Source organism: Algoriphagus sediminis, from assembly GCF_030403435.1.
GTDB classification, from domain to species: domain Bacteria; phylum Bacteroidota; class Bacteroidia; order Cytophagales; family Cyclobacteriaceae; genus Algoriphagus; species Algoriphagus sediminis.
Window position 1 is genome coordinate 326,052 of record NZ_JAUEPH010000005.1, and the last position, 25,209, is coordinate 351,260.

Below are 25,209 nucleotides of genomic sequence, written 5' to 3' on the forward strand. Positions count from 1 at the left end.
TTCTTAGCTAGTTCTTTTGAAAATATTTACTCTAAATTAAGTAATCATGAGCAATGAAACCTTGGGTTTTGAGACATTTAAATTGAATAAGCAGCTGCTGAATGCAGTTGCAGATGCTGGCTACACCACTCCAACAGCCATTCAGGAAAAATCCATTCCTTTGGCCCTTGCCGGGCATGATGTTTTGGGCATAGCCCAAACTGGAACTGGTAAAACAGCGGCATACATTTTACCCCTTTTGATGAAGGTAAAATATGCACAAGGTATGCATGCCAGAGCTTTAGTGCTTGCACCCACCAGAGAACTGGTCATGCAAATAGAGGAGGTGGCAAGGCAGATGGCCGCATATACGGATTTGAGAGTTGTCAGTTTGTATGGTGGCTTGGGCCCAAAGACTCAAATTGAGCAAATCGAAGCAGGGGTAGACATCATCATTTCTACTACGGGTAGGTTTCTGGACTTATATCGCAAAAGCCACATTTTCACCCGCCATATCAAAACTATGATTCTGGATGAGGCCGATAAAATGATGGATATGGGCTTTATGCCTCAGATTAGGAATATTCTCGAGGTGATTCCTGTGAAGAGACAAAACCTGCTTTTCTCAGCCACCTTTAGTCCAAGAGTTGAGGGGCTGGCTGCAGAGTTTTTGGAGTTTCCTGAAAGAGTGGAGGTAACTCCTTCGGCTACCACAGCCGAGACCATAGATCAGATTAAATATCAGGTTCCTAATTTCCGAACAAAGCTAAATCTCCTTGCTTTTTGGCTAGCCAAAGAGGAAGTTTCCAAGGCCATTATCTTCACCAGGAGCCGAAAAAATGCTGAAGAGGTTTTCCATTTTGTAGATAAAAGAAAACTTGGGCATACCCGGGTTATTCATGCGAATAAAGGGCAGAATACCCGAATCCATTCCATGGAGCTGTTTAAAGGAGGTGAAGTAGATTTTCTGGTTGCTACGGATGTGGCTGCTCGAGGATTGGATGTGTCATTGGTTTCTCATGTGATCAATTTTGATGTTCCGCTCATTTATGAGGATTACGTTCATAGAATCGGGAGAACTGGCCGAGCCGAAAACGATGGTGTGGCTATTACTTTTATTAATCCAGCGGAAGAGTGGCATTTTGAAAAGATCGAGGAACTGATCCGAATGAAGGTAGAGGAAAATCCCATACCCGAGGAGATTTTAATTACGGAAACCCCTTTTGCTGAAAAGCAGATTTATGACCGAGAAATGGATCGAAGGAAGCAAAAGGACGATCCCAATTATCAGGGGGCTTTTCACGAGAAAAAGGAAAAACCCAAAAAGAATATTGGAAAGGGAGAGAAGACCAAGGCTCGAAAGCACCGAGCTAAGAAAAACCGGAACCAGTTGAAGACTAAGAATCGGAAAAAGAAAAATTAAGTAAACTATTTGATTTGGTAAATTATTGTTAGTCTTAGACATCTTTACCAATAATGCAATCCCCCAAATAACTGGACTAATAGTTTCAGAGTAAGGGTTGAGTCAGAAATACAAAAGTCTAAGAATGGTTAAACTTAAGAAGGCGAGACGGGGCGCATCTTTTTATATTTCTGAAAAAAGTAATTTACTTTTTATCTTGATTTTATTGTTCTCCTGTTCCAAGGATTTTCAGAATCAGGATCTAACTATTGATGTTGAAAGAATTCAAATTCCTATATCTGAGAATGAATTGAATTCTTATTACGTTTATTCATCTTACCATCAAAAAGGGGAGAAATTAATTACTTACAATAGAACTAAACATAGTTTTGATTTCTTTGACTTAGAGAAGCAGACGGTTTTGAGAAATGTTTTGCTCGAGAGACAAGGACCCAATGGAATAGGCAATCTAGAAGCCTTGCTATGGGTAGCAGAAGACTCGGTCTTTGCTTATGAGCGTGGATTGTTGTATTTATTGGATGAGGATGGACAGGTAAGAGAGAAGTACGAATTGTACAAAGCTTATCAAAATGAAAATCTTGGTGAACCTGTTTTGAATTTCTATTTCAAGCTGAATTTTAATAAAGAGGACGAAACTATCTATTTCTTTCAAATTCCTATGAATTTAACACAGAGTGAAAAAGTGGGAATTCCATTGGTTTCTACCTTAAATATTTCAACAATGGAAGTGAATACCTTACCAATTTATCACTCGGATTTTTTTGGGGAGATAAATGGTGATGCGGGATTTCTATCTTACACTGGTTTTACTGGTTTTTTGGGGGATAAAATGATCTATAATCGTCAATACGAATCAGAACTTTATTCTTACCAAGATGGAACAACTATGAAAAGTGAAATCCATGAAAATAAAAGGGTAAGACCTTTAGCATCTACTAATGAGGATATAGACTCTCACGCTATCAACGAGACACATTTCTTATCGCCAATCCCTGATAATTATCGAAAAGTAATTTACAGGCCGCAATGGGGGCCTCCTCCAACTGACCAGCCTGAAAAAGGTTTTATGGATAAGACTATGAAACTCTCAATTTTCAATGATCAACTCAATTTAAATTATGAGTCGAGCTTGCCATCCTATACCTATTCCATTAATAATTGGTTTGTCAATTCAAATGGGTTATACATTAATGTAGCTCATCCCGGAAACACGAATAGTTCCGAAGATTACTTAGTTTTTGATATTTTTAGAGTGGAATAAAAGATCGATTTTCACTATCCTATTTTGGCTTGGAGGATATTGTACTTATGCCCAATCATTTCAGATACCGGTACCTTTAGATCATTTCAATCCAAATTCTAGGAAAATCACAATTGGCTATTCGGTTTCAGAGTCATTCGATTTTTCCAAAAAAACCATCCTGGTTTTAAACGATCCTATAGATGAGTACCTCGGATTAAATGAAATTATCCAAGATGTCAACGAAGGAGATTTTAATTTGATCAGAGTCCAAGGAAGATTTTTTTCTAAAGATTTAGAGGATTTTTTAGATTCTCATAACCAGACTTGGAATCAGAAATACCTTTGGCTGAATCATGATCAGATTATTCGAGATATTGAGACCATTAGGCATGAAATTTTAGGAAAAGAGGAGGTTATTTTGGTTGGTTTTGGTTCTTCTGCGTCCATTCTGTTTCACTATTTAAATTCTTTTCCAGACAAAGTAGAAAAAGTCATTGCTTTGAATCCTCTTCTCCTCGATGTTCAAGAAAATCTTAGCTTTTGGAACCTCTTTGAAAGCCTTTCAAAAAATTACTCAAGCGATAGTGAAAAGCGGTTGAATTTTGCCATTCATTCTTCAAGGCCATATTTTTTCTACACTAAAAATGAAAGGGATAGCTTGTTTAGGGTTGATTTTGAGAGTTACAATGTAAATGGTCTCAGTCAATCCAGGGAAGCGTTTGTTGATGGGGCGAGGGTCCGGGCTTTGGAATTAATCCCACCAGACTATACCAATGGAAAGTCTCCTTTGGTGGAATCACTGGGTGAGTTGGCGGAGCCTTTGATCCAATCAATTTCTGAAAAGAAATTCTCCAAATCAGGAATAAGGTATGACGAAGGTTTAAAATTTGATGGTGAAGTAGTGATAATTGGAGCCTTAAATAATCTTTTCATCGATCCGAAGACCTTTGATGCTATAGGCGAATTTTACCCGGATAGTCAAATTTTTCTTCTCCGAGATGGTTATTCGCTTTTTGAAACTCGACTCTCAAATTTGGTCCCGGAGATCATTAATGTTTTTTCAGGAGATAATACAGAAGATAAGGTTGATTTGATCCTAGAATTGAAAAAAGACTCCCTACTTTATCAAGGCAAAAATTATAATAACATCGTTATCTCAAAATAAAAAAAGCCCCGAAAAAATTCGGGGCTTTCAATTTATCTGGCGGTTCTGGTATTGGTACCATCCACCCGAGTTCTGTTTTCTCTGTTCGCCAGATCCCATGCGGTATGGAAAATGAGTTGAGCTCTTTTTCTCATCAATGGGAACTCGATCTTATCAACCGTATCAGTTACCTGATGGTAATCATCATGTACACCATTGAAGAAGAAGATAACTGGGATATCGTACTTAGCAAAGTTGTAATGATCAGAGCGGTAGTAGAATCTATTCGGATCATCTTCTGCATCGTATCTGTAGTCAAGAATTAAATCTGTGTAGGTGATATTATTATACTCATTAATTTTTTTCAAATCAGTAGAGAGCATTTCAGAACCGATCACGTACACATAGTCCTTGTTTTCAGCTTCCTGATATTCGTAGTCAATTCTTCCTACCATATCGATATTGATATTATTCACCGTATTGGCAATCGGGAAGATTGGATTTTCAGAGTAGTACTGGGAGCCCAAAAGCCCCTTCTCTTCACCAGAAACATTGATGAAAAGGATGGATCTTCTAGGCTTGATTCCATCTTTGGCCGCCAAAGCAAAAGCTTCTGCAATCTCCATCACTGAAACTGTACCGGATCCGTCATCATCAGCACCATTGTAAATCTCACCTTCACTAGAAACTCCCACATGATCATAGTGAGAAGAAATTACCAGTACTTCTTCCTTTTTATCGGTACCTTTTAGGAACGCAACAATATTTGAAGTCTCCACTACATCCTTTTTCTTGATTACCTGAAATTGAGCTTTTTGAGAATCGATGCTTTCAGGATTATTCTTTGCTGCTTCTTTAAGGGTAGCTATATCCTCACCAAAAATCTCCGCCATTTTATCGGAGCTCACAATGAAAATCGGTCGCTGCTGAGTTTCCTGATCGAACCCTAATCTTCCACGGCTTGATAATCTTTTATATCGACCGGCAAGTCTGTCAAAGTTTGCTTGTCCCTCCATAGTGACAATTACGATGCCCGCTGCACCGGCATCCATCACTTTATCTACGAGCCCTTGAGTTCTTTCACCCACTGCCCATAAACCAACAAGTTTTTCATTCACATCTACCTTCTCCAGATTTTCGTCAGATGCAAGGCCAAGGAAAACCAAATCAGTTTTCATTTTCTTTGACATGTCGCCATCTCCTTGAAAGATAAAGTCTTCATTTCGGATCAAATCAGCTTTTCCAATTTTGAGGTTTACCTCGTCGAAGGAAACACTGACTAATTCGAAAGGCTGTTCAAAGTTTCCATTCATGGCTCCTGTCAGGCCAAGAGACTTGTAATGATCGATAATGTACTCTGCGGCCTTTTTTTGGCCTTCAGAACCAGTATCTCTTCCTTCCATCTCATCAGATGCAATGATGGAAAGGTATTCTTCAAGATCTGCAGCAGTTATGGTCTCTGCATATTTTACTTGTGTGGGGTTTTGTGCGGATCCCTGAGCACTTAATCCAAGTCCTACTAATCCGGTGAATAACAGTCTTTTTAGCATAGTTTTCATTTTTCAGGTCGCTAAACTATAGAAAATTTGTTGAGTCTTTTAAACCGCTTGTCAATATTGATTGTTGTCATCATAAATTATTGATTTTTGGGAACCAAAATCGACTCGGAAATCTTAACTTTGCACCTTGAAAATCAAAAGGATTCAGCACCCAAATTGTAAACAACTTTCCTCAAGTTACTTATGCAGATAAACCTTTCAAACGCACTCAAATTCGAGAGCAGACACAATGGCCCGACTGAAGCGGAAATCGCAGTGATGTTGGAGAAAATCGGAGCCTCATCAATAGAGGAATTAATCAACCAAACCGTTCCGGAGAGTATTCAGCTGACAAAACCTATGGATCTTCCTAAGGCTCAGTTGGAATCTGATTTTCTCAGCAGTTTTAAAAAACTCGCACAAAAGAACAAAGTGTTTAAATCCTTCATCGGGATGGGTTACTACGACACCTTGGTTCCAGGCGTGGTTCTGAGAAATGTCTTGGAGAATCCGGGATGGTATACCGCTTATACCCCTTATCAAGCGGAAATAGCCCAAGGAAGACTTGAAGCCCTCATTAATTTCCAGACAGTGGTAATGGAACTTACAGGTATGGAAATCGCCAATGCATCATTGCTAGATGAGTCCACAGCTGCAGCTGAGGCTATGACCATGCTTCATGCCGTTCGTCCGAGGGAAAAGAAGACTGCCTTTAAATTTTATGTTGACGAGAAGGTATTTCCTCAGACAAAGGCGGTACTAGAAACCAGAGCTGAGCCACTTGGGATCGAATTGATTTATGGTTCAATCGATAATTTAGATGTAACCGATGGAGAGCTTTTTGGGGTTCTATTCCAGTATCCGAATGTGGAAGGTGAAGTGAAAGATTATTCTGCTGTAGTTGCTGCCGCAAATGAGAACGGCATAGCTACTGCATTTGCTACTGATCTTTTGGCTTTGACCATGTTAACTCCTCCGGGTGAAATGGGAGCAGATGTAGTGGTAGGATCCGCCCAGAGATTTGGAGTGCCTATGGGTTATGGAGGTCCGCACGCAGGTTTCTTCGCAACCAAGGAGAAAAATAAAAGACAGATTCCAGGAAGGATCATTGGTGTTTCTGTAGATAAAGCCGGAAAGAAAGCTTATAGAATGGCTTTGCAAACCCGGGAGCAGCATATTAAAAGGGAAAAGGCTACTTCGAATATTTGTACTGCTCAGGTGTTATTAGCAGTAATGTCCAGTTTCTATGCGGTTTATCATGGGCCAAAAGGCTTAAGGAATATAGCGCTTAGAACCCATGGTTTGGCTAAGCTCACTGCATTGGGTCTTACTGAACTTGGGTTTGAATTAGGTACTGAAAATTATTTCGATACTCTTAAAATTAGCATTGACTCCGAAACTTCTGAGAAGGTAAGAGCCATTGCAATTAAGTCTGAAATGAATTTCAGATATGAAAAGGGAGCTATTTACATCGCTTTTGATGAGGCTAAGAAAATGGAAGATTCCCAGGCGGTAGTTGATATTTTCGCGACTGCTTTGGAAAAAGAGTCCATGGATTTAGCGAAAGCTTCTACCAATCTCCAGGTGGAGCTGCCAGAAGCTTTGATACGTACTTCAGAATTCCTTAGTCATCCTGTTTTCCATGATTTCCACAGTGAGCATGAGATGCTGAGGTACATTAAGCGATTAGAAAATAAGGATCTTTCGCTTGTTCATTCCATGATTTCTTTGGGTTCATGCACCATGAAACTGAATGCCACGGCGGAGATGATTCCCGTCACCTGGCCCGAATTTGGACAGATGCATCCATTTGCTCCAATAGACCAAACCCAAGGATATGTCGAGTTATTTGAAAATTTGACGCATTGGTTAAATGAAATTACGGGTTTTGCGGCTACCTCTTTGCAACCTAATTCAGGTGCTCAGGGAGAATTCTCTGGATTGATGGTTATCCGCCAATATCACATTGACAGAGGAGAAGGTCATAGAAATATCGCCTTGATTCCTACTTCTGCTCACGGTACGAACCCCGCTTCCGCTGTGATGGCAGGTATGAAGGTCGTTTTGGTGAAGTGTGATGAGAAGGGAAATATTGATCTGGAAGATCTTAAAGAAAAAGCTTCTGCTCACGCAAATGATCTGGCTGCATTAATGGTTACTTATCCGTCTACCCACGGAGTATTTGAAGAAGCCATTCAGGAAATTTGTGCCACTATTCATCAGTATGGTGGGCAGGTTTATATGGACGGAGCAAACATGAATGCCCAGGTTGGCTTGACCAGTCCCGGTAGAATTGGTGCGGATGTTTGCCATCTGAATTTGCATAAGACATTCTGTATCCCTCATGGTGGTGGTGGACCAGGAATGGGACCCATTTGCGTTGCTAGTCATTTGGCGCCTTTCCTTCCAGGAAATCCTTTGGTGGAAACAGGAGGAGAAAAGGCTGTCTCCTCTATTTCAGCCGCTCCTTATGGAAGTGCCAGTATTTTGCCTATTTCTTATGCTTACATCGCTATGATGGGAGCAGAAGGGCTTACCAATGCCACCAGACTTGCGATCCTGAATGCCAATTATATCAAAGAAAGGCTTAAGGATCATTATTCCATTTTGTACACTGGTTCCAAAGGAAGAGCTGCTCACGAAATGATCTTGGATTGTCGATCATTTAAGCAAGTGGGAGTAGAAGTGGAAGATATCGCAAAAAGACTAATGGATTATGGTTTCCATGCTCCGACCGTATCATTCCCAGTGGCAGGTACCTTAATGATTGAGCCTACAGAATCTGAGACGATGGCTGAACTAGATCGTTTCTGTGATGCTTTGATCTCAATTAGAGAAGAGATTCAGGAAATCCAAGACGGTCAGGCTGATCAGGCAAACAATGTACTCAAGAATGCTCCTCATACCGCGAACATGGTTCTAGAAGGTCAGTGGGATTTGCCGTACTCAAGAGAAAAGGCCGTTTTCCCAATTGAATATGTGAAGGAAAATAAATTTTGGCCTTCAGTACGTAGAATTGATTCTGCTTACGGAGACAGAAACCTGATGTGTAGCTGCATTCCTGTAGAGGAATACGCTCAAGAGGAAATGGCCTGATTGGTTACATATTATGACAAAAAAAGGGAGCTTTAAGCTCCCTTTTTTTATACGTTCACATGCCTTTCAGCATGGTATGAAGATCGAACCAAGGGTCCAGACTCTACATATTTCAGACCTCTTCTGAGTCCTTCTTCACGATAGTGATCAAAAAGATCAGGATGAATAAATTCGGCTACCTCGATGTGCATTTTGGTAGGCTGAAGATATTGGCCCAGTGTAAGGATATCACAGCCATTTTCTACCAAATCATCCATAGCCTGGTAAACCTCATCTTTTGTTTCTCCAAGACCTAACATAATTCCTGTCTTGGTTCTTTTGCCATATTCTTTGGTCAGCCTGATTTGCTCCAAAGACCTATCGTATTTGGCCTGTGGCCTAACTCTTCGGTATAGACTACCCACAGTTTCCATGTTATGAGAAACCACTTCCTGTCCAGCATCTATCATGCGATACAGAGCCTCCCATTTACCTTTTACGTCAGGGATCAGGGTTTCTATGGTAGTTTCAGGAGAAAGCTCCTTGGTCTGAACTACGGTTTGATACCAAATCTCAGCTCCACGGTCTTTCAGTTCGTCTCTATTGACAGAAGTGATCACAGCGTGCTTGACCCCCATCAATTTGATGGCCTCGGCAACTCTTCTTGGCTCATCCTCATCATACTCTGGTGGTCTTCCTGTAGCCACTGCGCAGAAAGAGCATGACCTGGTACATACATTTCCCAGGATCATAAAAGTAGCAGTACCAGCACCCCAGCATTCACCCATATTTGGACAGTTGCCACTCTCACAAATGGTATGAAGTTTATGTTCATCTACAAGTCTTCGGACCTTGGCATACTCCTTACCCACAGGAAGTTTTACTCGGAGCCAGTCAGGCTTCTTTTTTCGAGTAGCTTCTTCAGAAATAACGGGTAGTTCTATCATCACAAATCAAATTTTCGTCAAAGGTAAAATTGCATCCTTCAAAACCCAACTTTTAATTACTGCCTGAAGCCGTAATAAAAGGTAAAATAAACTGACTGAAATAACTGTCGGTTTTCAGTAGTTGGGATTAAAGGAATTTCTTTAGTGAAACCCTCAAGCATGTAGCCAAGTTCCAATCCTGTCACATTGCTCTTAAACACTCCAAATTCGAATGAGACAGCTGCTTTGGCATTAGCTCCGAATGCAAATTCAGACTGCCCTAAACCTTGGAAAAGAGCTCCTGTACCCAAAATATTGAACCGGCTCTGATGAATTTCGGGGTCATACTGCTCGGTGACAGTTTCTAGTCGGTTTACTGCATATTCTATGTAATAGGGGGCGATTAAACCCAGTGAAGGTCCAATCGCGCCAAGTACTGACACCTGAACACCCTGATTTGGGGCTTTTTTGAAAAGCTGAATCTCTCTACCGTATTGGGGGCGGATAGAGTATAAATAATTGGACTTCCCAAAGATGTAACTATTGCCTAAAACTGTATTGTATCTAACTTCTTTTGGATTTTTGACATTTGAGAGTTCTACAGCCCAAAAGCTCAATTGATCATCCGTGATTTTTGTACCCACCTTGACTACAAACCCTCCAATTAGACCACCATTTGTATTTTTATTTAGGCCAAACAGGATTTCTTTGTCATATTCATAATTACCTACATCGTCCCGTTGGGCGTGGGCAGCTGAGAGAATCAGGAAACAGAGGCAGAAGGCCAAAGCTATTCTGAGGCTATTTCGTATCTGCATATTTAATGGATTAGCTTTGATCACAGATATTATAACTGAATTTTAAAAGTAAGAGTTTATGAGCACTATAAAAAGTTCGTATTTAGGTGAATTAAGGACAAAATCAGTCCATATCGCAAGTCAGGATACAATTATTTCTGATGCACCACTTGATAATAATGGGAGAGGTGAGGCCTTTTCTCCCACAGACACCGTGGCGGGAGCCCTTGGGAGTTGTATGGTTACGATTATGGGAATCATCGCAAGGAGAGAGGGCCAGGACATGGAAGGGTTATCTTGGGAGGTGACCAAAGCAATGCAATCGAATCCCAGAAAAATAGCCGAAATCATCATTGAATTTAATTGGGATCAGCCTTTTGAAGATGAAAAATTGATCAAAAAAATGAAAAATGGTGCCAAAACCTGTCCTGTGGCTCTAAGTCTCCATCCGGATATAAAACAAACAGTGATATTCAACTTTTAGGATGAGTTTTTGGTTCTAGTTTCAAAATAAACCCAAACACCATGAGTTACTTATTCACTAGCTTTTCAGGCTGGAAGTCTTACCTTCAAAAGCATGAGCTTTCCCTTCCAGATTCCGTTTTGGAATATGAAATAGATCAAAAGGGTAGAAGCCGTGAAGAAATCCTTACAGGAATCACCAAAGCCTATGAGGTAATGAAGGAGGCGGTCGAAACAGGCTTAAGGGAAGAGATGTCTTCCCGCTCGGGAATGATCAATAACGGAGCAAAGAAAGTTTTTAATAACCCATTAACTGTCCTCTCTCCTGAATTCCAAAAGCTAATTTCACGAGCCTTGGCGGCAAAAGAGGTAAATTCTTGTATGGGTAGAGTAGTAGCTGCTCCCACCGCTGGAGCGTCTGGAATTCTACCGGGTACTTTGGTAACCTTACAGGATATTCATTCGCTTTCTGATGAACAGGTCGTTGATGGTCTTTTAGTCGGAGCGGGAATAGCTTTGATCATAGAAGAAAAAGCTAGTCTGGCTGGAGCAGTCGGGGGTTGCCAAGCAGAAACTGGTTCAGCTGCTGCCATGGCTTCTGGTGCCATTGTTTATTGTTTGGGTGGAAATGTGGATCAAGTTTTTAATGCCGTCGCGATCACCATTCAATGTATGCTTGGGTTAGTTTGCGATCCTGTAGCTGGTTTGGTGGAAGTCCCCTGCGTGGTTAGAAATGCTTCTGCGGCATCAATCGCCTTCAGTTCCGCTCAAATTGCGCTTTCCGATGTAAGTGCGGTTATTCCTGTAGATGAATGTGTTGAAGCCATGGGTGAGATAGGTTCCTCCATGGAGAGCCGGTACAAGGAAACTGCCATGGGTGGACTTGCTGCGACCTTAACAGGACAGGAAATTTCGAAAAGAGTATTGATTCAAGATATCGAAATTTTACCCGATTCCCTGGAGGAGTAGGTTTTCGAAAAAAGGAATAGCCAGGATATTGTCGATGGTAAACGCAAAGATGGTTGACCACATGGTACTGCTCCAAAGCATATGAAAATAGATTCTCCTTCTCTTTGTCCCGAAGGATACCAAAATCAAAGTACCGCCGATTGGGGTCAGGATGAGGGGGGTTAAAAAGGCTATCCCGAGCTGACCAAACTTATTCCAAATCTTAATGATATCCCTATTTCGTTTGGTGAACTTGGGTTTGGGGAAATAGTGATTCCAAAGTTTTTTTAAGTATTGCCCGACAAAGGTAAAAACGAATACACTGCTCATCGTTCCAGTGACAGTCACTAGGATAGTTTTACCTACCCCATAGCCAGCCAATGAACCCAATAGCGGTCCAGAAATGAATTTGAACCAGCAGAGGAAATAAATTCCTAAAAAGGTCAAGAAGGATTCACTCATATGACGTAGATAATATATCCTACATAACCAGCAAACAGAATGAATCCTTCGATTTTAGAGACTTTCATTCTGGTTCGAATTAAAGGAAAGAGAATAAGTGTAAAACCGATCATCCATAAATAGTCTGTGTGGATGAATTCAGGTGAAACAGGGATTGGTTTAATAATGGCCGTTATTCCTATTATAGATAGGATATTCATCATGTTGCTGCCTAAAATATTCCCGATTGCCATATCTGTTTTTTTAGCCAAAGCTGCCATGATAGAAGTAATAAGCTCAGGAAGACTTGTGCCAATTGCAATGACCGTAACCCCAATTACCCGCTCCGAAATACCGAATTGCCTGGAAATGGTTATCGCGTTCTCAACCATCAATTCGGATCCAATGTAAAGGCCGAAAACTCCTCCAAGAATGAGAGAAATTGCCATAAACCAACTGTAATCTTTGACGCTTTCTATCTCTTCAACTACTTCCGGATCCTCATCGCTCCCTTTACTACTACTTTTGAAAAGATACCAATTAAGCAGAATGAAAAGTCCAAATAAAACTAAACCCTCCCACAATCCGATCATCAGATTATAGCTGAGCCCAAAGAAAAGTAGAGTAATGATGAGAGTTGCCGGATAATCAAATCGAAGAACAGACCTTCGAATCAAAATGGGATAAAAAATCCCACTTATGCCAAGGACCATTCCAATATTGGCAATATTTGAACCGACCACATTCCCTATGGAAATATCTCCATTACCTTTTATCGCAGCATTTACGCTGACAATGAGCTCAGGGGCTGATGTTCCAAAGGCTACCACCGTCAGTCCTATTAGACCTGCACTCATGCCCAGTTTAGCTGCCACGGCAGTAGAACCATCCACCAAAATTTTGCCTCCGTAAAGGAGGACGGCTAAGCCTAAAATCAAAAGAAGGTATGGGAGCATTTATTTTATATTTTTTCGCCAAAGGCTAAATCACCCGCATCACCGAGACCAGGTACTATAAAGGACTTTTTATTAAGCCCTTCCTCCAGACTTCCCAACCATAAATCAAAAGGAAGGGATAAGTTTGTTTTTAGGTAGTTAATGCCTTCAGGAGCGGCAAAAGCACTAGCAATGTAAATTTTACTTGGAGTGCCTAGCTTCAAAAGTTCATTAATTGAATGATAAATCGATTTTCCCGAAGCTAACATAGGATCACAGATGACAAGTTCCTTTTGGTCAAAATCTGCAGTGGCTAAGTAACCTAAATCAATTTCTACTTCAGTGATTTTATTTTCAAGTCTCTTCACTCCGATAAATGCGGATTCTGCTTCTGGAAAGCATTGTAGAAAGCCCTGATAAAATGGTAATGAGGCCCTCAAGAGGCAAACCAATACAAGATCAGAATCACAGGTTTTTTCTACAGCTTTTCCAAGGGGCGTTTGTACTTCCTTTGGACTAAATGAAAGAGATTTTGACAGTTCGTAACCCAACAAAAATCCAATTTTCGTAAGATTTTCCCTGAATCTGCGTCTGTCCTTTTGCAGGTTTTCATCCCTCAGTTCCCTGAGAATATCTCCTGCGATCGATGCTTTTTGGTTCAAAATGAACATTGCGAAAATTAAAATAAAACCCGACCAATTAAAAGGTCGGGTTTTATCTATTTAATTATTCTGAAGCTTACTCTCCTTGCCAGCTGCCTAGCATCCTCCGAATTTTTATCCACACTGGAATCCTCTCCATATCCTTTATAGGAGAGCTTCTCGCTGGGGACTCCTGAAGCTATTAATAAATCGTAAACGCTTTTTGCCCGACTTTCAGAAAGCTTCATGTTGTAGTCTTCGGCCCCAATCTCGTCGGCATAGCCCATGATTTCGATTTGAGTAGTTGGATTCTTCTTAATGAAATTACTCACATATTGAATGGCTGAAATCGAGTATGACTGGGGAGATGAGCTGTTAAATCCGAAATAGACATTTACATACCCATCAGCAATTGCTCTATTTAAGAAATCAATTTGCTCGATAATTTCCTCTGTAGGACAACCGCCATTTGCAGAAGGACCTGGGAGGAATGGGCATTTATCCTCATGATCAGAAATCCCATCTTGATCTGAATCCAGCGTAATTCCCTTGAAACTTACCCTTGCACCAGAAGGAGTATTCGGTTCTGCATCCAAATAATCCGGTACTCCGTCACCATCACTATCTTTAAGCATGTCTTTAAGCTCATTGATCTGGCTATTTAGTTCTTCCCTGGTCACATATTTATCAGCTGCAATGTACCAGTCAGCATGTTCTTCTTCTTTCCCAAAGTAAAAATTCACTCCAAGGGTACCAGTCCACCAGGTACCAGTGGCATGGACAAACGGGTTTTGATTGTTTGCTGGTTGGAATGGTGCATTGAATTCATTCCCGTCAAAAGTATAAGTCTGCCTTCCATTTACGATAACTGATAAATCACTCGTGAGAGCAACATGGTTGCTAAGTTTAAACTGAGCAGTAGCCCCAGTTATAATATTATAGTGATAATCTGGTTGGGTATTTAAAATGGTTTGATCAAAGCTCATTCTTCCAAAACCTGCCCCCATATGCCCCAAAAGTCCAAGTCTTCTTGAAAATGACTCAAAATTAAGAACGCGACCAAGGTTAAGAACACCTTGAACATTTACACGAAGATAGTTAGTGTTGAAAACGGGACTGACCCCATTTGCTTCCGAAAATGAGCCGAAACCAGCATCTCCTTTGACTCCGAACTTTTCATTAAACATATATCGTACACCGAAATCGATGTGCCCAATATTTAGGGTAGGAGATAAATAGCCTGGGGTTAATGGTCCCATCGGTTTATTTAAACCAAAATTGGTTTCTAAAGACCAACGATTAAAGGAATCCTGAGCATTAGCTATCTGGATTACCGAAATGGCAACCAGAGTAATAAGTAATTTTTGCATATAACAAGGGGTGATTTAAGCGCACAATTATATGCAATTCTTAAGCCATTTCTTTCAGTTTTGACCAAAAAAAGAAAGCCCGGAAATACCGGGCTTTAAAAATCTAAATGACTTGGAAATTATTTTATCAAGAAGCTTGCTCTTCTAGTCATTTGTCTTGCGTTATCTGAGTCAGGATCTACAGAAGTGTCTTCTCCGTATCCTTTATAAGAAAGCCTAGATGCATCAACACCAGCAGCTATTAGTAGATCATAAACTGCTTTAGCTCTTCTTTCTGAAAGTTCCATGTTGTAGTCTTCAGGTCCTAATTCATCAGCATATCCTTGAACCTCGATTTCTACACCTGGGTTCTTATTAAGGAAGTTAGCTACATACTGAGCACCAGAAAGTGAGTAAGTCTGAGGCTTATCGCTGTCAAATGGGAAGTAAACATTAACATACCCATCGTTGATAGCTCTTCTCAAGAAATCAACCTGCTCAATTACTTCTTCAGTAGGACATCCGTTTTGAGATGCAGGACCAGGAAGGAATGGACAGTTATCAAGATGATCAGGTATACCGTCTCCGTCAGAATCAATGGTTGCTCCCATAGAGTTAACTCTTGCTCCAGCTGGAGTATTTGGTTCAGTGTCAAGATAATCTGGAACACCGTCTCCGTCTGAATCCTTTAGCATATCCTTGATACTATTGATCTGAGAGGCCAATTCGTCCTTGGTGACATATTTGTCAGCTGCGATATACCAATCAGCATGCTCTTCAGCTCCTCCAAGATAGAAGTTAAGGCCAAGAGTACCAGTCCACCAAGTTGCGTTTGCTCCAAAGAATCCATTGTCTTGAGATGGTCTGATTACTGACGCACCATCAAAAGCAACCGTCTGACGACCATTCATGATAGTTGAAATGTCACCAGTAAGGGCTAACCAATTGTTTAATTTAATCTGTGGAGTAACACCAACGACGATTTGATATACATCATCAGTAAAATCATTATAAAGATTTTCTTCTGGATTAACTGTACCGATGCCTCCACCAGCGTGGAAAAGTACTCCAAATGTTCTAGAGAAAGATTCGAAGTTAAGAACCCTTCCAAGATTAATTACACCTTGAAGTCTAAGGGTGGTATATTTTGTATCGAAGGTTGGGCTTTGCGAATCGCCTCCTGCTTCCTGGAATGATCCAAAACCGTAATCAAGCTTGGCTCCGAATTTTTCATTGAACATATATCGAGCACCAAAATCGACATGTCCAAGGTTTAATGTGGGAGATAGGTAACCAGGAGTAAGAGGAGCCATAGGCTTGTTAAATCCTCCATTGATCTCAAGAGACCATCTGTCGAATTCTTTCTGAGCATTTGCTCCAATGGCTACCGCTGCAGCCAAAATTGTTGAGAGTATTAGTTTTTTCATAACAAAAAATTTTTGTTCAAATTTTAAGCGTTGATTGATGTGGGTACAAATTTATAAACTTTTAACTTATTGCAAATCTAGATGAATAATTTAATTGATAATTCTACAAGCCAAATAATTGTTTAAGAAATTGCCGCTTTCTTCAAAATTATAACACATTTTATGCCAATATGGAAATATTATTTGAATTATTAAGGTCTAGAGGTATATCTGGTGATGAATCTGAAACTAAAAATCTGATTCTTAATTATATCCACAAACGAAAAGATGCCTGGAAGGTTTGTCCAGACATATTTTCAGGTGATGAACTTCAGGATTGTATAATTCTGAAGTTTGGTAAGCCGCGAACAGCGGTTTTTGCACATATTGATACCATAGGCTTTATGACTCGGTACCAAAATCAGCTTGTAGCTGTGGGAGGTCCCGATTTTGGAGATTCAACTATTGTGGTGGGGGAAGACTCCTTGGGTAGCATTAAATGTACGGTTCGAGAGGTTGATGGAAATCTGGAACATGATTTTCCCAGAAAAACTGATATTGGAACTTGTTTATCCTATTATCAGGATATTAGAATAGATGAAGAATTTATTCAGGCAGCGTATTTGGATAATAGATTGGGAGTTTATAATTGTTTGAAGTTAGCTGAGAATCTGGAAAATGGTTGGATAGTTTTTAGTACTTATGAAGAACACGGAGGAGGTAGTGTTCCTTTTCTTTTAAAATTTATTCAAAGTAATTCTCCAATCAGGCAAGCTTTGGTATCAGATATTACCTGGATTACTGAAGGGGTTAGTCATCATGAAGGGGTGGTTATATCTGTTAGAGATCGGAATATCCCCCGAAGAAGTTTTATCAATAAGGTGATCGGGCTTGCACGGGAGAGCGGGATTCCTTTTCAATTAGAGGTGGAAGGTTCTGGAGGGAGCGATGGTCGTGAAATACAAAATTCAGAATATGCCATAGATTGGTGTTTTATAGGTGCAGCAGAGGATAATGTACACTCTCCAAATGAGAAGGTTTCTCTAAAAGATTTGGATTCGATGCTCAAAATGTATCAGTACTTGATGGCAAAACTTTAAGGAATGGAAAATTTGATAAATCTTCACGGGCATAATTTTGAGCTATTTATAAAAGACCTAGAAATCCGGGATCGGATAAAATCCTTAGGAAATCAGATCACAGAGGATTACCAGAAGAAGGACTTAATAATAATAGGTGTATTAAATGGAGCCATGATCTTTTTAGCTGACTTGATAAGGTCGATAGAATTACCTCTTGAACTTGGAACGATAAGGGCATCATCTTACATAGGAGCAAAATCCTCCGGTACGGTGCAGGTTGGAAAAGATTTTTTACCAGATGTAAAAGGTAAGGATGTGATTTTGGTAGAAGATATTGTGGATACAGGAAAAACCCTTTTTGAACTTCAAAAGATGATAGGCGAAAAGGGAGCTAATTCGGTTTCCATAGCCACTTTACTGTATAAACCAGAAGCTTTCGCGTTTAATTATCCTCTAAATTATGTCGGTTTTGAAATTCCGAATAAATTTGTCGTCGGTTTTGGATTAGACTATGATGAACTCGGGAGGAACCTCCCTGCCATTTATCAGATTCAAACACCAGATTAATAATCTAAGCAAGGAATGTTAAACATTGTATTATTTGGCCCTCCTGGAGCAGGTAAAGGGACACAGAGTGAAAAGTTGATTAATTATTATGGTTTGACCCACCTTTCCACGGGTGATTTATTCCGAAAGCATTTGGGCGAAGGAACAGATTTAGGTCAGCTTGCCAAGAAATATATGAATGAAGGTCGTCTGGTGCCCGATGAAGTGGTCATTCAAATGGTGGAGGACAAAATCAACTCCACTAAAGACGCTAAAGGATTTATTTTCGATGGATTTCCAAGAACCACGGCCCAGGCAGAAGCACTAGACGAAATGCTTGAAAAGCATGGATTAAATATTGCCGGAATGATTGCTTTGGAAGTGGAAGAAGATATTTTGCGCCAAAGAATTAAGGAAAGAGGAAAAACCTCAGGTCGCGCGGACGATCAGGATGATGAAAAAATATCCACCAGAATTAAGGTTTATCTTGATGAGACCTTGCCCGTGGCAGATTTTTATCAAAAACAGGGCAAATACCAAAAAATACATGGGGTAGGCGCAATTGATGAGATCTTTAGAAAAATAACCTCCGTGGTAGATTCTTATTGAACGAGCATATTTTATTAATTTTGTAAATCATAGAGGCTAAGCTTTTGCTTGGCCTTTTTCGTTTATACCATGGCAGACTCAAATTTCATCGATTACGTCAAGTTTTGCTCCAGATCTGGATCTGGAGGAGCAGGTGCAGCTCATTTCCGTAGAGAAAAGCATGTTCCCAAAGGGGGACCAGATGGAGGAGATGGGGGACGGGGTGGCCATATTATACTAAGAGGTAATGCTCAGCACTGGACTTTGCTTCACCTTAAATATAAGAAACATGTGATCGCCGAATCGGGAAAGCGAGGAGAGGGAGGACGCAGAAAAGGAGCTGATGGAAACGATGTGATACTAGACGTTCCACTGGGTACAGTAGCTCGAGATGCAGAAACCATGGAATTTCGAACTGAGATCACCGAAGATGGTCAGGAGGTAATTTTGACCCGAGGTGGCCGAGGAGGTCTTGGAAATGACCATTTCAAAACATCCACAAATCAGGCACCACACTATGCTCAGCCGGGTGAAGATGGGATTGAGGAGTGGATTATTCTCGAATTAAAGCTTTTGGCAGATGTAGGTTTGGTTGGTTTTCCAAATGCAGGCAAGTCCACCCTCCTTAGCTCCATCTCAGCAGCTAAACCGGAGATAGCTGATTATCCTTTCACCACTTTGGTCCCAAACCTTGGAGTAGTAAGCTATCGGGATGATAAATCCTTCGTGATGGCGGATATCCCAGGGATCATAGAAGGGGCAGCCGAAGGCAAAGGTTTAGGCTTAAGGTTTTTAAGACATATCGAGAGGAATTCTATTTTGCTTTTCATGGTTCCTGCTGATGCTCCAAGTATTGAGGAGCACTATCGTATTCTATTAAATGAGTTGGAAAAACATAATCCAGAGCTCCTTGATAAAGCAAGGATACTTGCTATTACGAAGTCTGACATGCTAGATGAAGAATTAATGGAGGAGATGAAGAAAGAGGTTCCAAAAGACGTATCCTCCTTATTCATTTCTTCGGTGAGCCAGTTTAATCTGGATGCACTGAAGGATTTAATTTGGCAGTCAATTCACGCGACATGATGTCACTTTGTCAGAAAAGAAGGCGTGGCAAACAAATTGATCAATGCAGGAGACTAACTTGAATGGTTTAGTAAAATGACAAAGAATAAGAAAGTGGAAAAAGAAATAAAGGAACAGGAGTTCCAGGAAGAAATATTACTTGATAAAGATTCAACTGAGAATCAAGATGAAATCGCTCAGGACGAAAATCAAGAAGTTCAGGATGAGGAAGTGTCTCTTGAGGTGAAACTCGAAAAAGAAGTAGCTGAATTAAAGGAGAAGTATCTTCGGCTATATTCAGACTTTGAGAATTTCCGAAAAAGAACAGCGAAAGAAAGAATCGAAATGATTTCTACCGCATCCCAAGAGCTTCTCGTAGATCTTTTGCCGGCCGTGGACGATTTTGAGAGAGCTTTCAAAGCGAACGAGAATGAAGAAGATGCTACAAAAGTTCTCGAAGGAAATCGAATCGTCTTCCAAAAGCTACTTAAGATTCTAAATTCTAAGGGGTTGAAGCCTATGGAGGATATGATTGGTAAGCCTTTTGATCCGGATACTCAGGAGGCTATTACCCAGATTCCTGCACCATCTGAGGATATGAAGGGGAAAGTGATAGATGTAATTGAAAAAGGATACACACTCGGGGATAGGGTGGTTCGATTTGCAAAAGTGGTAACAGGAGCATAAGGATATGACGAAGAGAGATTATTACGAGGTACTTGGAGTGGATAAATCTGCATCTGCAGAGGAGATAAAAAAAGCCTACCGAAAATTAGCCATTAAATATCATCCGGATAAAAACCCGAATGATACCAAAGCCGAAGAGAAATTTAAAGAAGCTGCTGAAGCATATGAGGTGCTTAGCAATCCTGAGAAAAAGCAGCGATATGATCAATTTGGTCATCAGGGAGTAGGAGGTGCCGGCGGATTCGGCGGTGGAGGTATGAACATGGAGGATATTTTCTCCCAATTCGGAGATATTTTCGGAGGCGGAGGCGGATTCGGTTCCTTCTTTGGTGGGGGCGGAGGCGGTAGCCGACGAACGAAAAAAGGCACGAATCTTCGTGTTAAGCTAAAACTGAATCTTCAAGAAATTGCCAATGGAGTTGAGAAGAAAATAAAGGTAAAGCGAAATGTGGTGGCTGATGGTGTGACGTTTAAAACCTGCTCCACTTGTCAGGGAACCGGGCAAATAAAAAAGGTGATGAACACCATGCTTGGCCAAATGGTTTCTGCCACTACCTGTACGGTCTGTGGAGGAAGTGGCCAAATTGTCGATAAGCGACCAGCAGGAGCGGATGCCAGAGGCTTGATTGCTAAGGAGGAAGTAATTCCGATTAATATCCCAGGAGGTGTGGCTGAGGGGATGCAACTCAGCATGTCAGGAAAGGGTAACGAAATTCCAGGTGGAATAGCCGGGGATTTGCTGATTGTCATTGAGGAGATTGAGGAATCTACTTTTCAGAGGGAAGGTAATAATGTGATCTATGATCTTTACATTTCCTTTGTCGACGCAGCTTTGGGCGCTTCCGTGGAGGTACCAACCATTGACGGCAAGGTTAAGATCAAAGTTGAACCTGGGACCCAAAGCGGAAAAATGCTTAGACTGAAAGGAAAGGGAATTAAAGATATTAATGGTTACTCCAGAGGTGATCAATTGATCATGGTGAATGTGTGGACTCCGACTCAACTCAATAAAGAGGAGAAAGATGCACTTGAAGGAATGAGAGGTTCGGAAAATTTCAAGCCTGATCCAGGAAGATCAGAGAAAACGTTCTTCGATAAAATGAAGGAATTTTTCTAAAATTGTGAGGCCAGAAGAAATTCTGGCTTTTTTTATAGATTTAAAAACCTTTTGTAGGTCGAGTCGTAACCTATCCGTATGCTGAAAAAACTCTGTCTGCTTATTTTGGGTATTGTGAGTTTGGAGACGCTTTCCCAGGCCCAAATTGTAAAAGAGTATCACGTCACGCAGAGGACAGGGTTTAACATAGTTAAACTAGATTTTACATCGTATAAAAGTGTTACTCACCTCAAGAGGGTTTTAGATTCAGACCCCGTGAGTATCCATGGTCATCTGACAGAAACAAATATTCTTCCAGACTTCTCGAATTCTATTAATAGGGATGTGATGGAAGTTTCTCTAGTCCATAAAAATGTAGAATCAGATAACCTGGGAAAGAGTATCACTTCCAAGCTTTTTTCAGGTAGTGGAAACGATTTTGACCATACCTGGGACCTGGGTCTAAACTCGAATTTCCTCTATGATTTACACTTTTTGCTTGGAATGGGCCAGTCTAACTTTGACTTGGCAATGCTGCCCATCACGAATCTAAAAATTGAAAGTGCCAGTTCTGATGTGATTATTTTTTATGGTGAAGACGAACCCAATAAGATTCAGATGGATACCCTTTTGGTGACACTGGACATGGGAAAAGTAGATATTCCGCAGGCAAATTTCACCAATTCTAAAAAGATTATTGTCGATGTGAGCTACGGCAAAATCAATCTTGATTTCGGGGAAGGGATGAGTTCTTCTTGCGATGTGATAGCCGCTTTAGGAGCTGGAACATTAAATTTGCATTTGCCTTCTGAATCCTACCCAATAAAAATTAAAGTAAAGACAACTCCGATGTGCAGGATGAGCATGCCAAAATTTTTAAAGAAGATTGAGGAGAATGTTTACACCACAAAGGGCTATAAAGAAGATGACCCTAGACTTTTAGAACTCACCCTGGATGTAGGTGTTGGGTCTATCGTAATTGATTAATTCATGCTTGAAATCAAGGACCTTTCTAAAGCTTTCGGAAATAAACAAGCCCTTACAGATATAGACCTGTCGGTTCCTGAGGGTGTGATTTTTGGGTTATTAGGACCAAACGGAGCTGGTAAAACAACCCTTATCCGAATAATCAATCAAATTATTGAAGCAGACAAAGGAGAAATATTTCTTGAAGGTCAAAAAATTTCCCCAGCCGATATCCGAAAAATAGGCTACCTCCCCGAAGAGCGTGGTCTGTACAAAAAAATGAAGGTCTGGGATCAGTTAATTTACTTTGCCAGGCTAAAAGGTTTGAGTTTGGATGAGGCCAAGTCAAGAGTAAACCATTGGATGGACAAGCTGGAAATTGCGTCCTGGAAGTCAAAGAAAATTGAAGATCTCTCGAAAGGGATGGCTCAAAAAATTCAATTCATTGCTACCATAATTCATGAACCCAGGCTTTTGATTTTGGATGAACCGTTTTCTGGTTTTGATCCCGTAAATGCCGAAATAATCAAAAATGAAATAATCGGTCTCAAAAATAAGGGAACCACAATCATTCTGAGTACGCACAGGATGGAATCTGTGGAGTTGCTCTGTGATCGGGTTGCGATGATCAACCAGTCGAGGAAAATTCTGGATGGGCCCATTCGGGAAGTCAAGAATAGCTTTAAACCAGAAATTTTTGAAGTGACACTGGCAGATATTCAAGAAGGATTGCCACTGGAGTTTGGAGCCGTGGAAATAGCTCCCGGTGAATGGCATTTTAAAACCAGCCTTAACGGAGGTACTCCCAATCAATTACTTTCCAAATTCATGTCCCTGGGTCAGGTAACTCAATTTGACGAAGTCAAACCAACTATGGAAGAGATTTTTATTCATCAAGTAAAATCAGCAGAAAATGGATAAGATTTGGCTCGTCATCAAACGGGAGTACCTCGCAAGGGTAAAAAAGAAATCCTTTTTACTTGCCACTTTGCTTACTCCTTTGATTTTTCCAGCCTTGATGGGGGTCATTGTATGGCTGGCTGTAGAAGAAAGGGGAAGCCAAGCCTTGAGGATCATTGAGGTGGTCGATGAGAATGACCTTTTCTTCCTCGAAAGCTCAGAGCAATATGCATTTTCGTTTTCTGATGCGACCCTTGAAGAAGGGAAGAAGTTGGTTCAGGATGGAGACAGGTACGGATTTTTATATATCCCAAAAATTGATCTCACAGATCCTCAAGGGGTAGTTTATTATGGAGAGGATAATCCGAACATGAATTTCATCATGCGGTTAGAGAATCGCCTGAGAAAGAAAATTGAGGAACAGCGCCTTTTGCAAAGCGGGATAGATCCAAAGATTATTTCAGAAATAAGGACGGATATCTCCATACGGTCCATTCGTCTGGATGATGAAGGAACCGAATCCGTAAGTAATGCCGCGGTAAACTATGGGATAGGATTTGTTGCAGGGATTCTGATTTATATGTTCATTTTCATTTACGGCAATCAGATCATGCAGGGTGTGATTGAGGAAAAGTCGAATCGTATTATCGAGATCTTGGTGTCATCCATCAAACCTTTCCAGCTAATGATGGGCAAAATTATAGGCGTGGCTGGAGTAGGTCTCACCCAATTCTTAATCTGGATTATTCTAATCGGAGGTTTGACAACCCTTGTTACAGGCTATCTTGGTATGCAACTACCTCAGGAGCAAGCCATGGAGCTTGCCGCTCAGGATATGCCCACCGAGGAATTTTCAGAAGCAGTTCCTGTAAATAGTGATGTAGCTGAAATCCTTCAGGTAATCAATGGAATTGATTTCTTTACCATTACCCTAAGTTTTGTGTTTTATTTTTTGGGAGGATATCTCTTGTATGGGGCATTGTTCGCTGCCATTGGTTCGGCTGTCGACGCTCCTTCAGAGGCCCAGCAGTTTATGTTTCCCGTGACAATTCCTCTTTTAGTAGCCTATATGGGATTGTTTGTTTTTGTCTTAAATGATCCAAATAGTACGACTTCTTTTTGGTTGTCGATTATTCCACTCTCTTCTCCTATAGGAATGATGGGACGAGTGAGCTATGGGGTTCCCTGGTATGAACTTTTGCTTTCGATGGGGCTCCTTGTTCTGGGATTTCTTGCTACTACCTGGATAGCCGCCAAAATATACCGAATAGGTATTCTCATGCACGGGACTAAGCCAAGTTATAAGCTTCTCTGGAAATGGATTAAATCTAGCGAATAAAAAAATCCCGGCTTGACCGGGATTTTTATTTTTGGGGCACTAGCTCTTTATCTCAAGTATGCTGAAAGCATCCATACCACTTTTTCCTTAGCGGTAATATAGTCACTCATCAAAGTAACTGTACCTTCATCTCCTTGCTCTGAAGCAGCATCCAATACGGATCTTTCGATGTCCAATAAAACATTCAAATTCGCTCTTATTTCAGAAACCATTTTTACGGAATCCTCAACAACACCTGCTTCAGTGATGGTGGCAGCTTCAATGTATTCTCCATAAGAGGACAATGGTCTTCCTCCTAAAGTCAATATTCTTTCAGCCACTTCGTCTACACTTTCATTTGCGGTGGTGTATAACTCTTCAAACTTCGCATGAAGCTCAAAGAAATTCGAACCACTCACGTTCCAGTGAAAGTTTCTTAGATTCTGGTAGTAAATCTGATAATTTGCCAGCAGGGTATTCAACTGTGGAATTAAGGCTTTACTTTCCTTTTCTTCTAACCCAATATCATTTGTTTTCATAATTTCAATTTTTTGATCTTCTCTAATAACTTAAATTGGTCAACAAAGGTGCCATACCTCCCAATGATAAAATCTATGTCCAAATCATAATATCTATTGGGCGGGAAAGTTTATG

Annotated in this window: 24 protein-coding genes; 15 read left to right on the forward strand and 9 right to left on the reverse strand. The window is 40.6% G+C overall.

Annotated features, from left to right (window positions below):
- Nucleotides 1-46 precede the first annotated feature (46 nt).
- The 3 genes from QVH07_RS13130 (at nt 47) to QVH07_RS13140 (ending at nt 3,810) form a co-directional block, all read left to right on the forward strand.
- Nucleotides 47-1,402 carry a DEAD/DEAH box helicase gene (locus QVH07_RS13130; protein WP_290001022.1) on the forward strand — a complete coding sequence of 452 codons (1,356 nt, stop codon included), beginning with the start codon at nt 47-49 and terminating at the stop codon, nt 1,400-1,402.
- Nucleotides 1,403-1,526: 124 nt separating this feature from the next.
- Nucleotides 1,527-2,663 carry a DUF4221 family protein gene (locus QVH07_RS13135; RefSeq protein WP_290001026.1) on the forward strand — a complete coding sequence of 379 codons (1,137 nt, stop codon included), beginning with the start codon at nt 1,527-1,529 and terminating at the stop codon, nt 2,661-2,663.
- Nucleotides 2,641-3,810 carry an alpha/beta hydrolase family protein gene (locus tag QVH07_RS13140; protein WP_290001031.1) on the forward strand — a complete coding sequence of 390 codons (1,170 nt, stop codon included), beginning with the start codon at nt 2,641-2,643 and terminating at the stop codon, nt 3,808-3,810. The genes QVH07_RS13135 and QVH07_RS13140 overlap by 23 nt, the downstream gene beginning before the upstream one ends.
- A 32-nt stretch (nt 3,811-3,842) precedes the next feature.
- Here QVH07_RS13140 and QVH07_RS13145 read toward each other — a convergent pair whose 3' ends face one another.
- Nucleotides 3,843-5,339, reverse strand: a complete 1,497-nt coding sequence (locus tag QVH07_RS13145; protein ID WP_290001033.1) for a M28 family metallopeptidase — start codon at nt 5,337-5,339, stop codon at nt 3,843-3,845.
- Between the two features lie 192 nt (nt 5,340-5,531).
- Between QVH07_RS13145 and gcvP the strand changes: the two genes are divergently transcribed.
- On the forward strand, nt 5,532-8,423 hold the full coding sequence (gene gcvP / locus QVH07_RS13150; RefSeq protein ID WP_290001036.1) for an aminomethyl-transferring glycine dehydrogenase: 2,892 nt from the start codon (nt 5,532-5,534) through the stop codon (nt 8,421-8,423).
- Between the two features lie 47 nt (nt 8,424-8,470).
- Here gcvP and lipA read toward each other — a convergent pair whose 3' ends face one another.
- Nucleotides 8,471-9,349, reverse strand: a complete 879-nt coding sequence (gene lipA, locus QVH07_RS13155) for a lipoyl synthase (protein ID WP_290001037.1) — start codon at nt 9,347-9,349, stop codon at nt 8,471-8,473.
- Nucleotides 9,350-9,405: 56 nt separating this feature from the next.
- A complete protein-coding gene (locus QVH07_RS13160) occupies nt 9,406-10,146 on the reverse strand; it encodes a hypothetical protein (RefSeq protein WP_290001039.1) in 741 nt (246 codons plus the stop codon).
- Between the two features lie 58 nt (nt 10,147-10,204).
- On the opposite strand from QVH07_RS13160, the gene QVH07_RS13165 reads away from it, so the two are divergent.
- Together QVH07_RS13165 and sdaAA are read left to right on the forward strand one after the other, a co-directional pair.
- Nucleotides 10,205-10,609, forward strand: coding sequence for an OsmC family protein (locus tag QVH07_RS13165; RefSeq protein WP_290001041.1), 405 nt, complete (start codon nt 10,205-10,207; stop codon nt 10,607-10,609).
- A 41-nt stretch (nt 10,610-10,650) separates the two neighbouring features.
- A complete protein-coding gene (sdaAA, locus tag QVH07_RS13170; RefSeq protein ID WP_290001043.1) occupies nt 10,651-11,556 on the forward strand; it encodes an L-serine ammonia-lyase, iron-sulfur-dependent, subunit alpha in 906 nt (301 codons plus the stop codon).
- Here the strand turns inward: sdaAA and QVH07_RS13175 are convergent.
- The 5 genes from QVH07_RS13175 to QVH07_RS13195 all read right to left on the reverse strand — a co-directional run bounded on the left by QVH07_RS13175 (nt 11,533) and on the right by QVH07_RS13195 (nt 16,328).
- The gene (locus tag QVH07_RS13175; RefSeq protein WP_290001046.1) at nt 11,533-11,997 is read right to left on the reverse strand and encodes a hypothetical protein; all 465 of its coding nucleotides are present in this window, start codon (nt 11,995-11,997) and stop codon (nt 11,533-11,535) included. The genes sdaAA and QVH07_RS13175 overlap by 24 nt on opposite strands.
- On the reverse strand, nt 11,994-12,932 hold the full coding sequence (locus QVH07_RS13180) for a calcium/sodium antiporter (protein WP_290001048.1): 939 nt from the start codon (nt 12,930-12,932) through the stop codon (nt 11,994-11,996). Before QVH07_RS13180 ends, QVH07_RS13175 begins: the two co-directional genes overlap by 4 nt.
- 5 nt (nt 12,933-12,937) lie before the next feature.
- A complete protein-coding gene (gene upp / locus QVH07_RS13185; RefSeq protein WP_290001050.1) occupies nt 12,938-13,582 on the reverse strand; it encodes a uracil phosphoribosyltransferase in 645 nt (214 codons plus the stop codon).
- A gap of 47 nt (nt 13,583-13,629) precedes the next feature.
- Nucleotides 13,630-14,922, reverse strand: a complete 1,293-nt coding sequence (locus QVH07_RS13190) for an OmpA family protein (protein WP_290001051.1) — start codon at nt 14,920-14,922, stop codon at nt 13,630-13,632.
- A gap of 119 nt (nt 14,923-15,041) precedes the next feature.
- A complete protein-coding gene (locus QVH07_RS13195) occupies nt 15,042-16,328 on the reverse strand; it encodes an OmpA family protein (protein ID WP_290001054.1) in 1,287 nt (428 codons plus the stop codon).
- A gap of 170 nt (nt 16,329-16,498) precedes the next feature.
- Here QVH07_RS13195 and QVH07_RS13200 point away from each other — a divergent pair, with 170 nt between their 5' ends.
- The 9 genes from QVH07_RS13200 to QVH07_RS13240 all read left to right on the forward strand — a co-directional run bounded on the left by QVH07_RS13200 (nt 16,499) and on the right by QVH07_RS13240 (nt 24,576).
- Nucleotides 16,499-17,407, forward strand: a complete 909-nt coding sequence (locus QVH07_RS13200) for a M20/M25/M40 family metallo-hydrolase (RefSeq protein WP_290001056.1) — start codon at nt 16,499-16,501, stop codon at nt 17,405-17,407.
- 3 nt (nt 17,408-17,410) lie between these two features.
- Complete coding sequence (gene hpt / locus QVH07_RS13205; RefSeq protein WP_290001058.1) at nt 17,411-17,956, forward strand: hypoxanthine phosphoribosyltransferase; 546 nt, start codon at nt 17,411-17,413, stop codon at nt 17,954-17,956.
- Between the two features lie 15 nt (nt 17,957-17,971).
- Nucleotides 17,972-18,544: an adenylate kinase gene (locus tag QVH07_RS13210; RefSeq protein ID WP_290001059.1), complete on the forward strand. Its 573-nt coding sequence runs from the start codon at nt 17,972-17,974 to the stop codon at nt 18,542-18,544.
- A gap of 69 nt (nt 18,545-18,613) precedes the next feature.
- Complete coding sequence (gene obgE / locus QVH07_RS13215; protein ID WP_290001061.1) at nt 18,614-19,609, forward strand: GTPase ObgE; 996 nt, start codon at nt 18,614-18,616, stop codon at nt 19,607-19,609.
- Between the two features lie 75 nt (nt 19,610-19,684).
- Nucleotides 19,685-20,275 (forward strand): nucleotide exchange factor GrpE, encoded by a 591-nt coding sequence (locus tag QVH07_RS13220; protein WP_290001063.1) that lies wholly within the window; start codon nt 19,685-19,687, stop codon nt 20,273-20,275.
- Nucleotides 20,276-20,279: 4 nt separating this feature from the next.
- Entirely contained in the window at nt 20,280-21,392 is a 1,113-nt protein-coding gene (dnaJ, locus tag QVH07_RS13225) for a molecular chaperone DnaJ (RefSeq protein ID WP_290001066.1), read from the forward strand.
- A 78-nt stretch (nt 21,393-21,470) separates the two neighbouring features.
- Nucleotides 21,471-22,358: a hypothetical protein gene (locus QVH07_RS13230; protein ID WP_290001068.1), complete on the forward strand. Its 888-nt coding sequence runs from the start codon at nt 21,471-21,473 to the stop codon at nt 22,356-22,358.
- A gap of 3 nt (nt 22,359-22,361) precedes the next feature.
- Complete coding sequence (locus QVH07_RS13235) at nt 22,362-23,258, forward strand: ABC transporter ATP-binding protein (protein ID WP_290001070.1); 897 nt, start codon at nt 22,362-22,364, stop codon at nt 23,256-23,258.
- On the forward strand, nt 23,251-24,576 hold the full coding sequence (locus QVH07_RS13240; RefSeq protein ID WP_290001072.1) for an ABC transporter permease: 1,326 nt from the start codon (nt 23,251-23,253) through the stop codon (nt 24,574-24,576). Before QVH07_RS13235 ends, QVH07_RS13240 begins: the two co-directional genes overlap by 8 nt.
- 47 nt (nt 24,577-24,623) lie before the next feature.
- On the opposite strand, the gene QVH07_RS13245 is transcribed toward QVH07_RS13240, so the two are convergent.
- Complete coding sequence (locus QVH07_RS13245; protein WP_290001073.1) at nt 24,624-25,094, reverse strand: Dps family protein; 471 nt, start codon at nt 25,092-25,094, stop codon at nt 24,624-24,626.
- Nucleotides 25,095-25,209: the final 115 nt, after the last annotated feature.

What these genes read in the sequence shown, in the direction of transcription:
- QVH07_RS13245 (WP_290001073.1), bottom strand. Translation starts at nt 25,094, where the DNA reads ATGAAAACAAATGATATTGGGTTAGAAGAAAAGGAAAGTAAAGCCTTA.
- QVH07_RS13200 (WP_290001056.1), top strand. Translation starts at nt 16,499, where the DNA reads ATGGAAATATTATTTGAATTATTAAGGTCTAGAGGTATATCTGGTGAT.
- QVH07_RS13180 (WP_290001048.1), bottom strand. Translation starts at nt 12,932, where the DNA reads ATGCTCCCATACCTTCTTTTGATTTTAGGCTTAGCCGTCCTCCTTTAC.
- upp (WP_290001050.1), bottom strand. Translation starts at nt 13,582, where the DNA reads ATGTTCATTTTGAACCAAAAAGCATCGATCGCAGGAGATATTCTCAGG.
- QVH07_RS13135 (WP_290001026.1), top strand. Translation starts at nt 1,527, where the DNA reads ATGGTTAAACTTAAGAAGGCGAGACGGGGCGCATCTTTTTATATTTCT.
- QVH07_RS13230 (WP_290001068.1), top strand. Translation starts at nt 21,471, where the DNA reads ATGCTGAAAAAACTCTGTCTGCTTATTTTGGGTATTGTGAGTTTGGAG.
- sdaAA (WP_290001043.1), top strand. Translation starts at nt 10,651, where the DNA reads ATGAGTTACTTATTCACTAGCTTTTCAGGCTGGAAGTCTTACCTTCAA.
- lipA (WP_290001037.1), bottom strand. Translation starts at nt 9,349, where the DNA reads ATGATAGAACTACCCGTTATTTCTGAAGAAGCTACTCGAAAAAAGAAG.
- QVH07_RS13190 (WP_290001051.1), bottom strand. Translation starts at nt 14,922, where the DNA reads ATGCAAAAATTACTTATTACTCTGGTTGCCATTTCGGTAATCCAGATA.
- QVH07_RS13195 (WP_290001054.1), bottom strand. Translation starts at nt 16,328, where the DNA reads ATGAAAAAACTAATACTCTCAACAATTTTGGCTGCAGCGGTAGCCATT.
- QVH07_RS13130 (WP_290001022.1), top strand. Translation starts at nt 47, where the DNA reads ATGAGCAATGAAACCTTGGGTTTTGAGACATTTAAATTGAATAAGCAG.
- obgE (WP_290001061.1), top strand. Translation starts at nt 18,614, where the DNA reads ATGGCAGACTCAAATTTCATCGATTACGTCAAGTTTTGCTCCAGATCT.
- QVH07_RS13240 (WP_290001072.1), top strand. Translation starts at nt 23,251, where the DNA reads ATGGATAAGATTTGGCTCGTCATCAAACGGGAGTACCTCGCAAGGGTA.
- QVH07_RS13145 (WP_290001033.1), bottom strand. Translation starts at nt 5,339, where the DNA reads ATGCTAAAAAGACTGTTATTCACCGGATTAGTAGGACTTGGATTAAGT.
- QVH07_RS13210 (WP_290001059.1), top strand. Translation starts at nt 17,972, where the DNA reads ATGTTAAACATTGTATTATTTGGCCCTCCTGGAGCAGGTAAAGGGACA.
- QVH07_RS13220 (WP_290001063.1), top strand. Translation starts at nt 19,685, where the DNA reads ATGACAAAGAATAAGAAAGTGGAAAAAGAAATAAAGGAACAGGAGTTC.
- gcvP (WP_290001036.1), top strand. Translation starts at nt 5,532, where the DNA reads ATGCAGATAAACCTTTCAAACGCACTCAAATTCGAGAGCAGACACAAT.
- dnaJ (WP_290001066.1), top strand. Translation starts at nt 20,280, where the DNA reads ATGACGAAGAGAGATTATTACGAGGTACTTGGAGTGGATAAATCTGCA.
- QVH07_RS13160 (WP_290001039.1), bottom strand. Translation starts at nt 10,146, where the DNA reads ATGCAGATACGAAATAGCCTCAGAATAGCTTTGGCCTTCTGCCTCTGT.
- QVH07_RS13165 (WP_290001041.1), top strand. Translation starts at nt 10,205, where the DNA reads ATGAGCACTATAAAAAGTTCGTATTTAGGTGAATTAAGGACAAAATCA.
- hpt (WP_290001058.1), top strand. Translation starts at nt 17,411, where the DNA reads ATGGAAAATTTGATAAATCTTCACGGGCATAATTTTGAGCTATTTATA.
- QVH07_RS13235 (WP_290001070.1), top strand. Translation starts at nt 22,362, where the DNA reads ATGCTTGAAATCAAGGACCTTTCTAAAGCTTTCGGAAATAAACAAGCC.
- QVH07_RS13175 (WP_290001046.1), bottom strand. Translation starts at nt 11,997, where the DNA reads ATGAGTGAATCCTTCTTGACCTTTTTAGGAATTTATTTCCTCTGCTGG.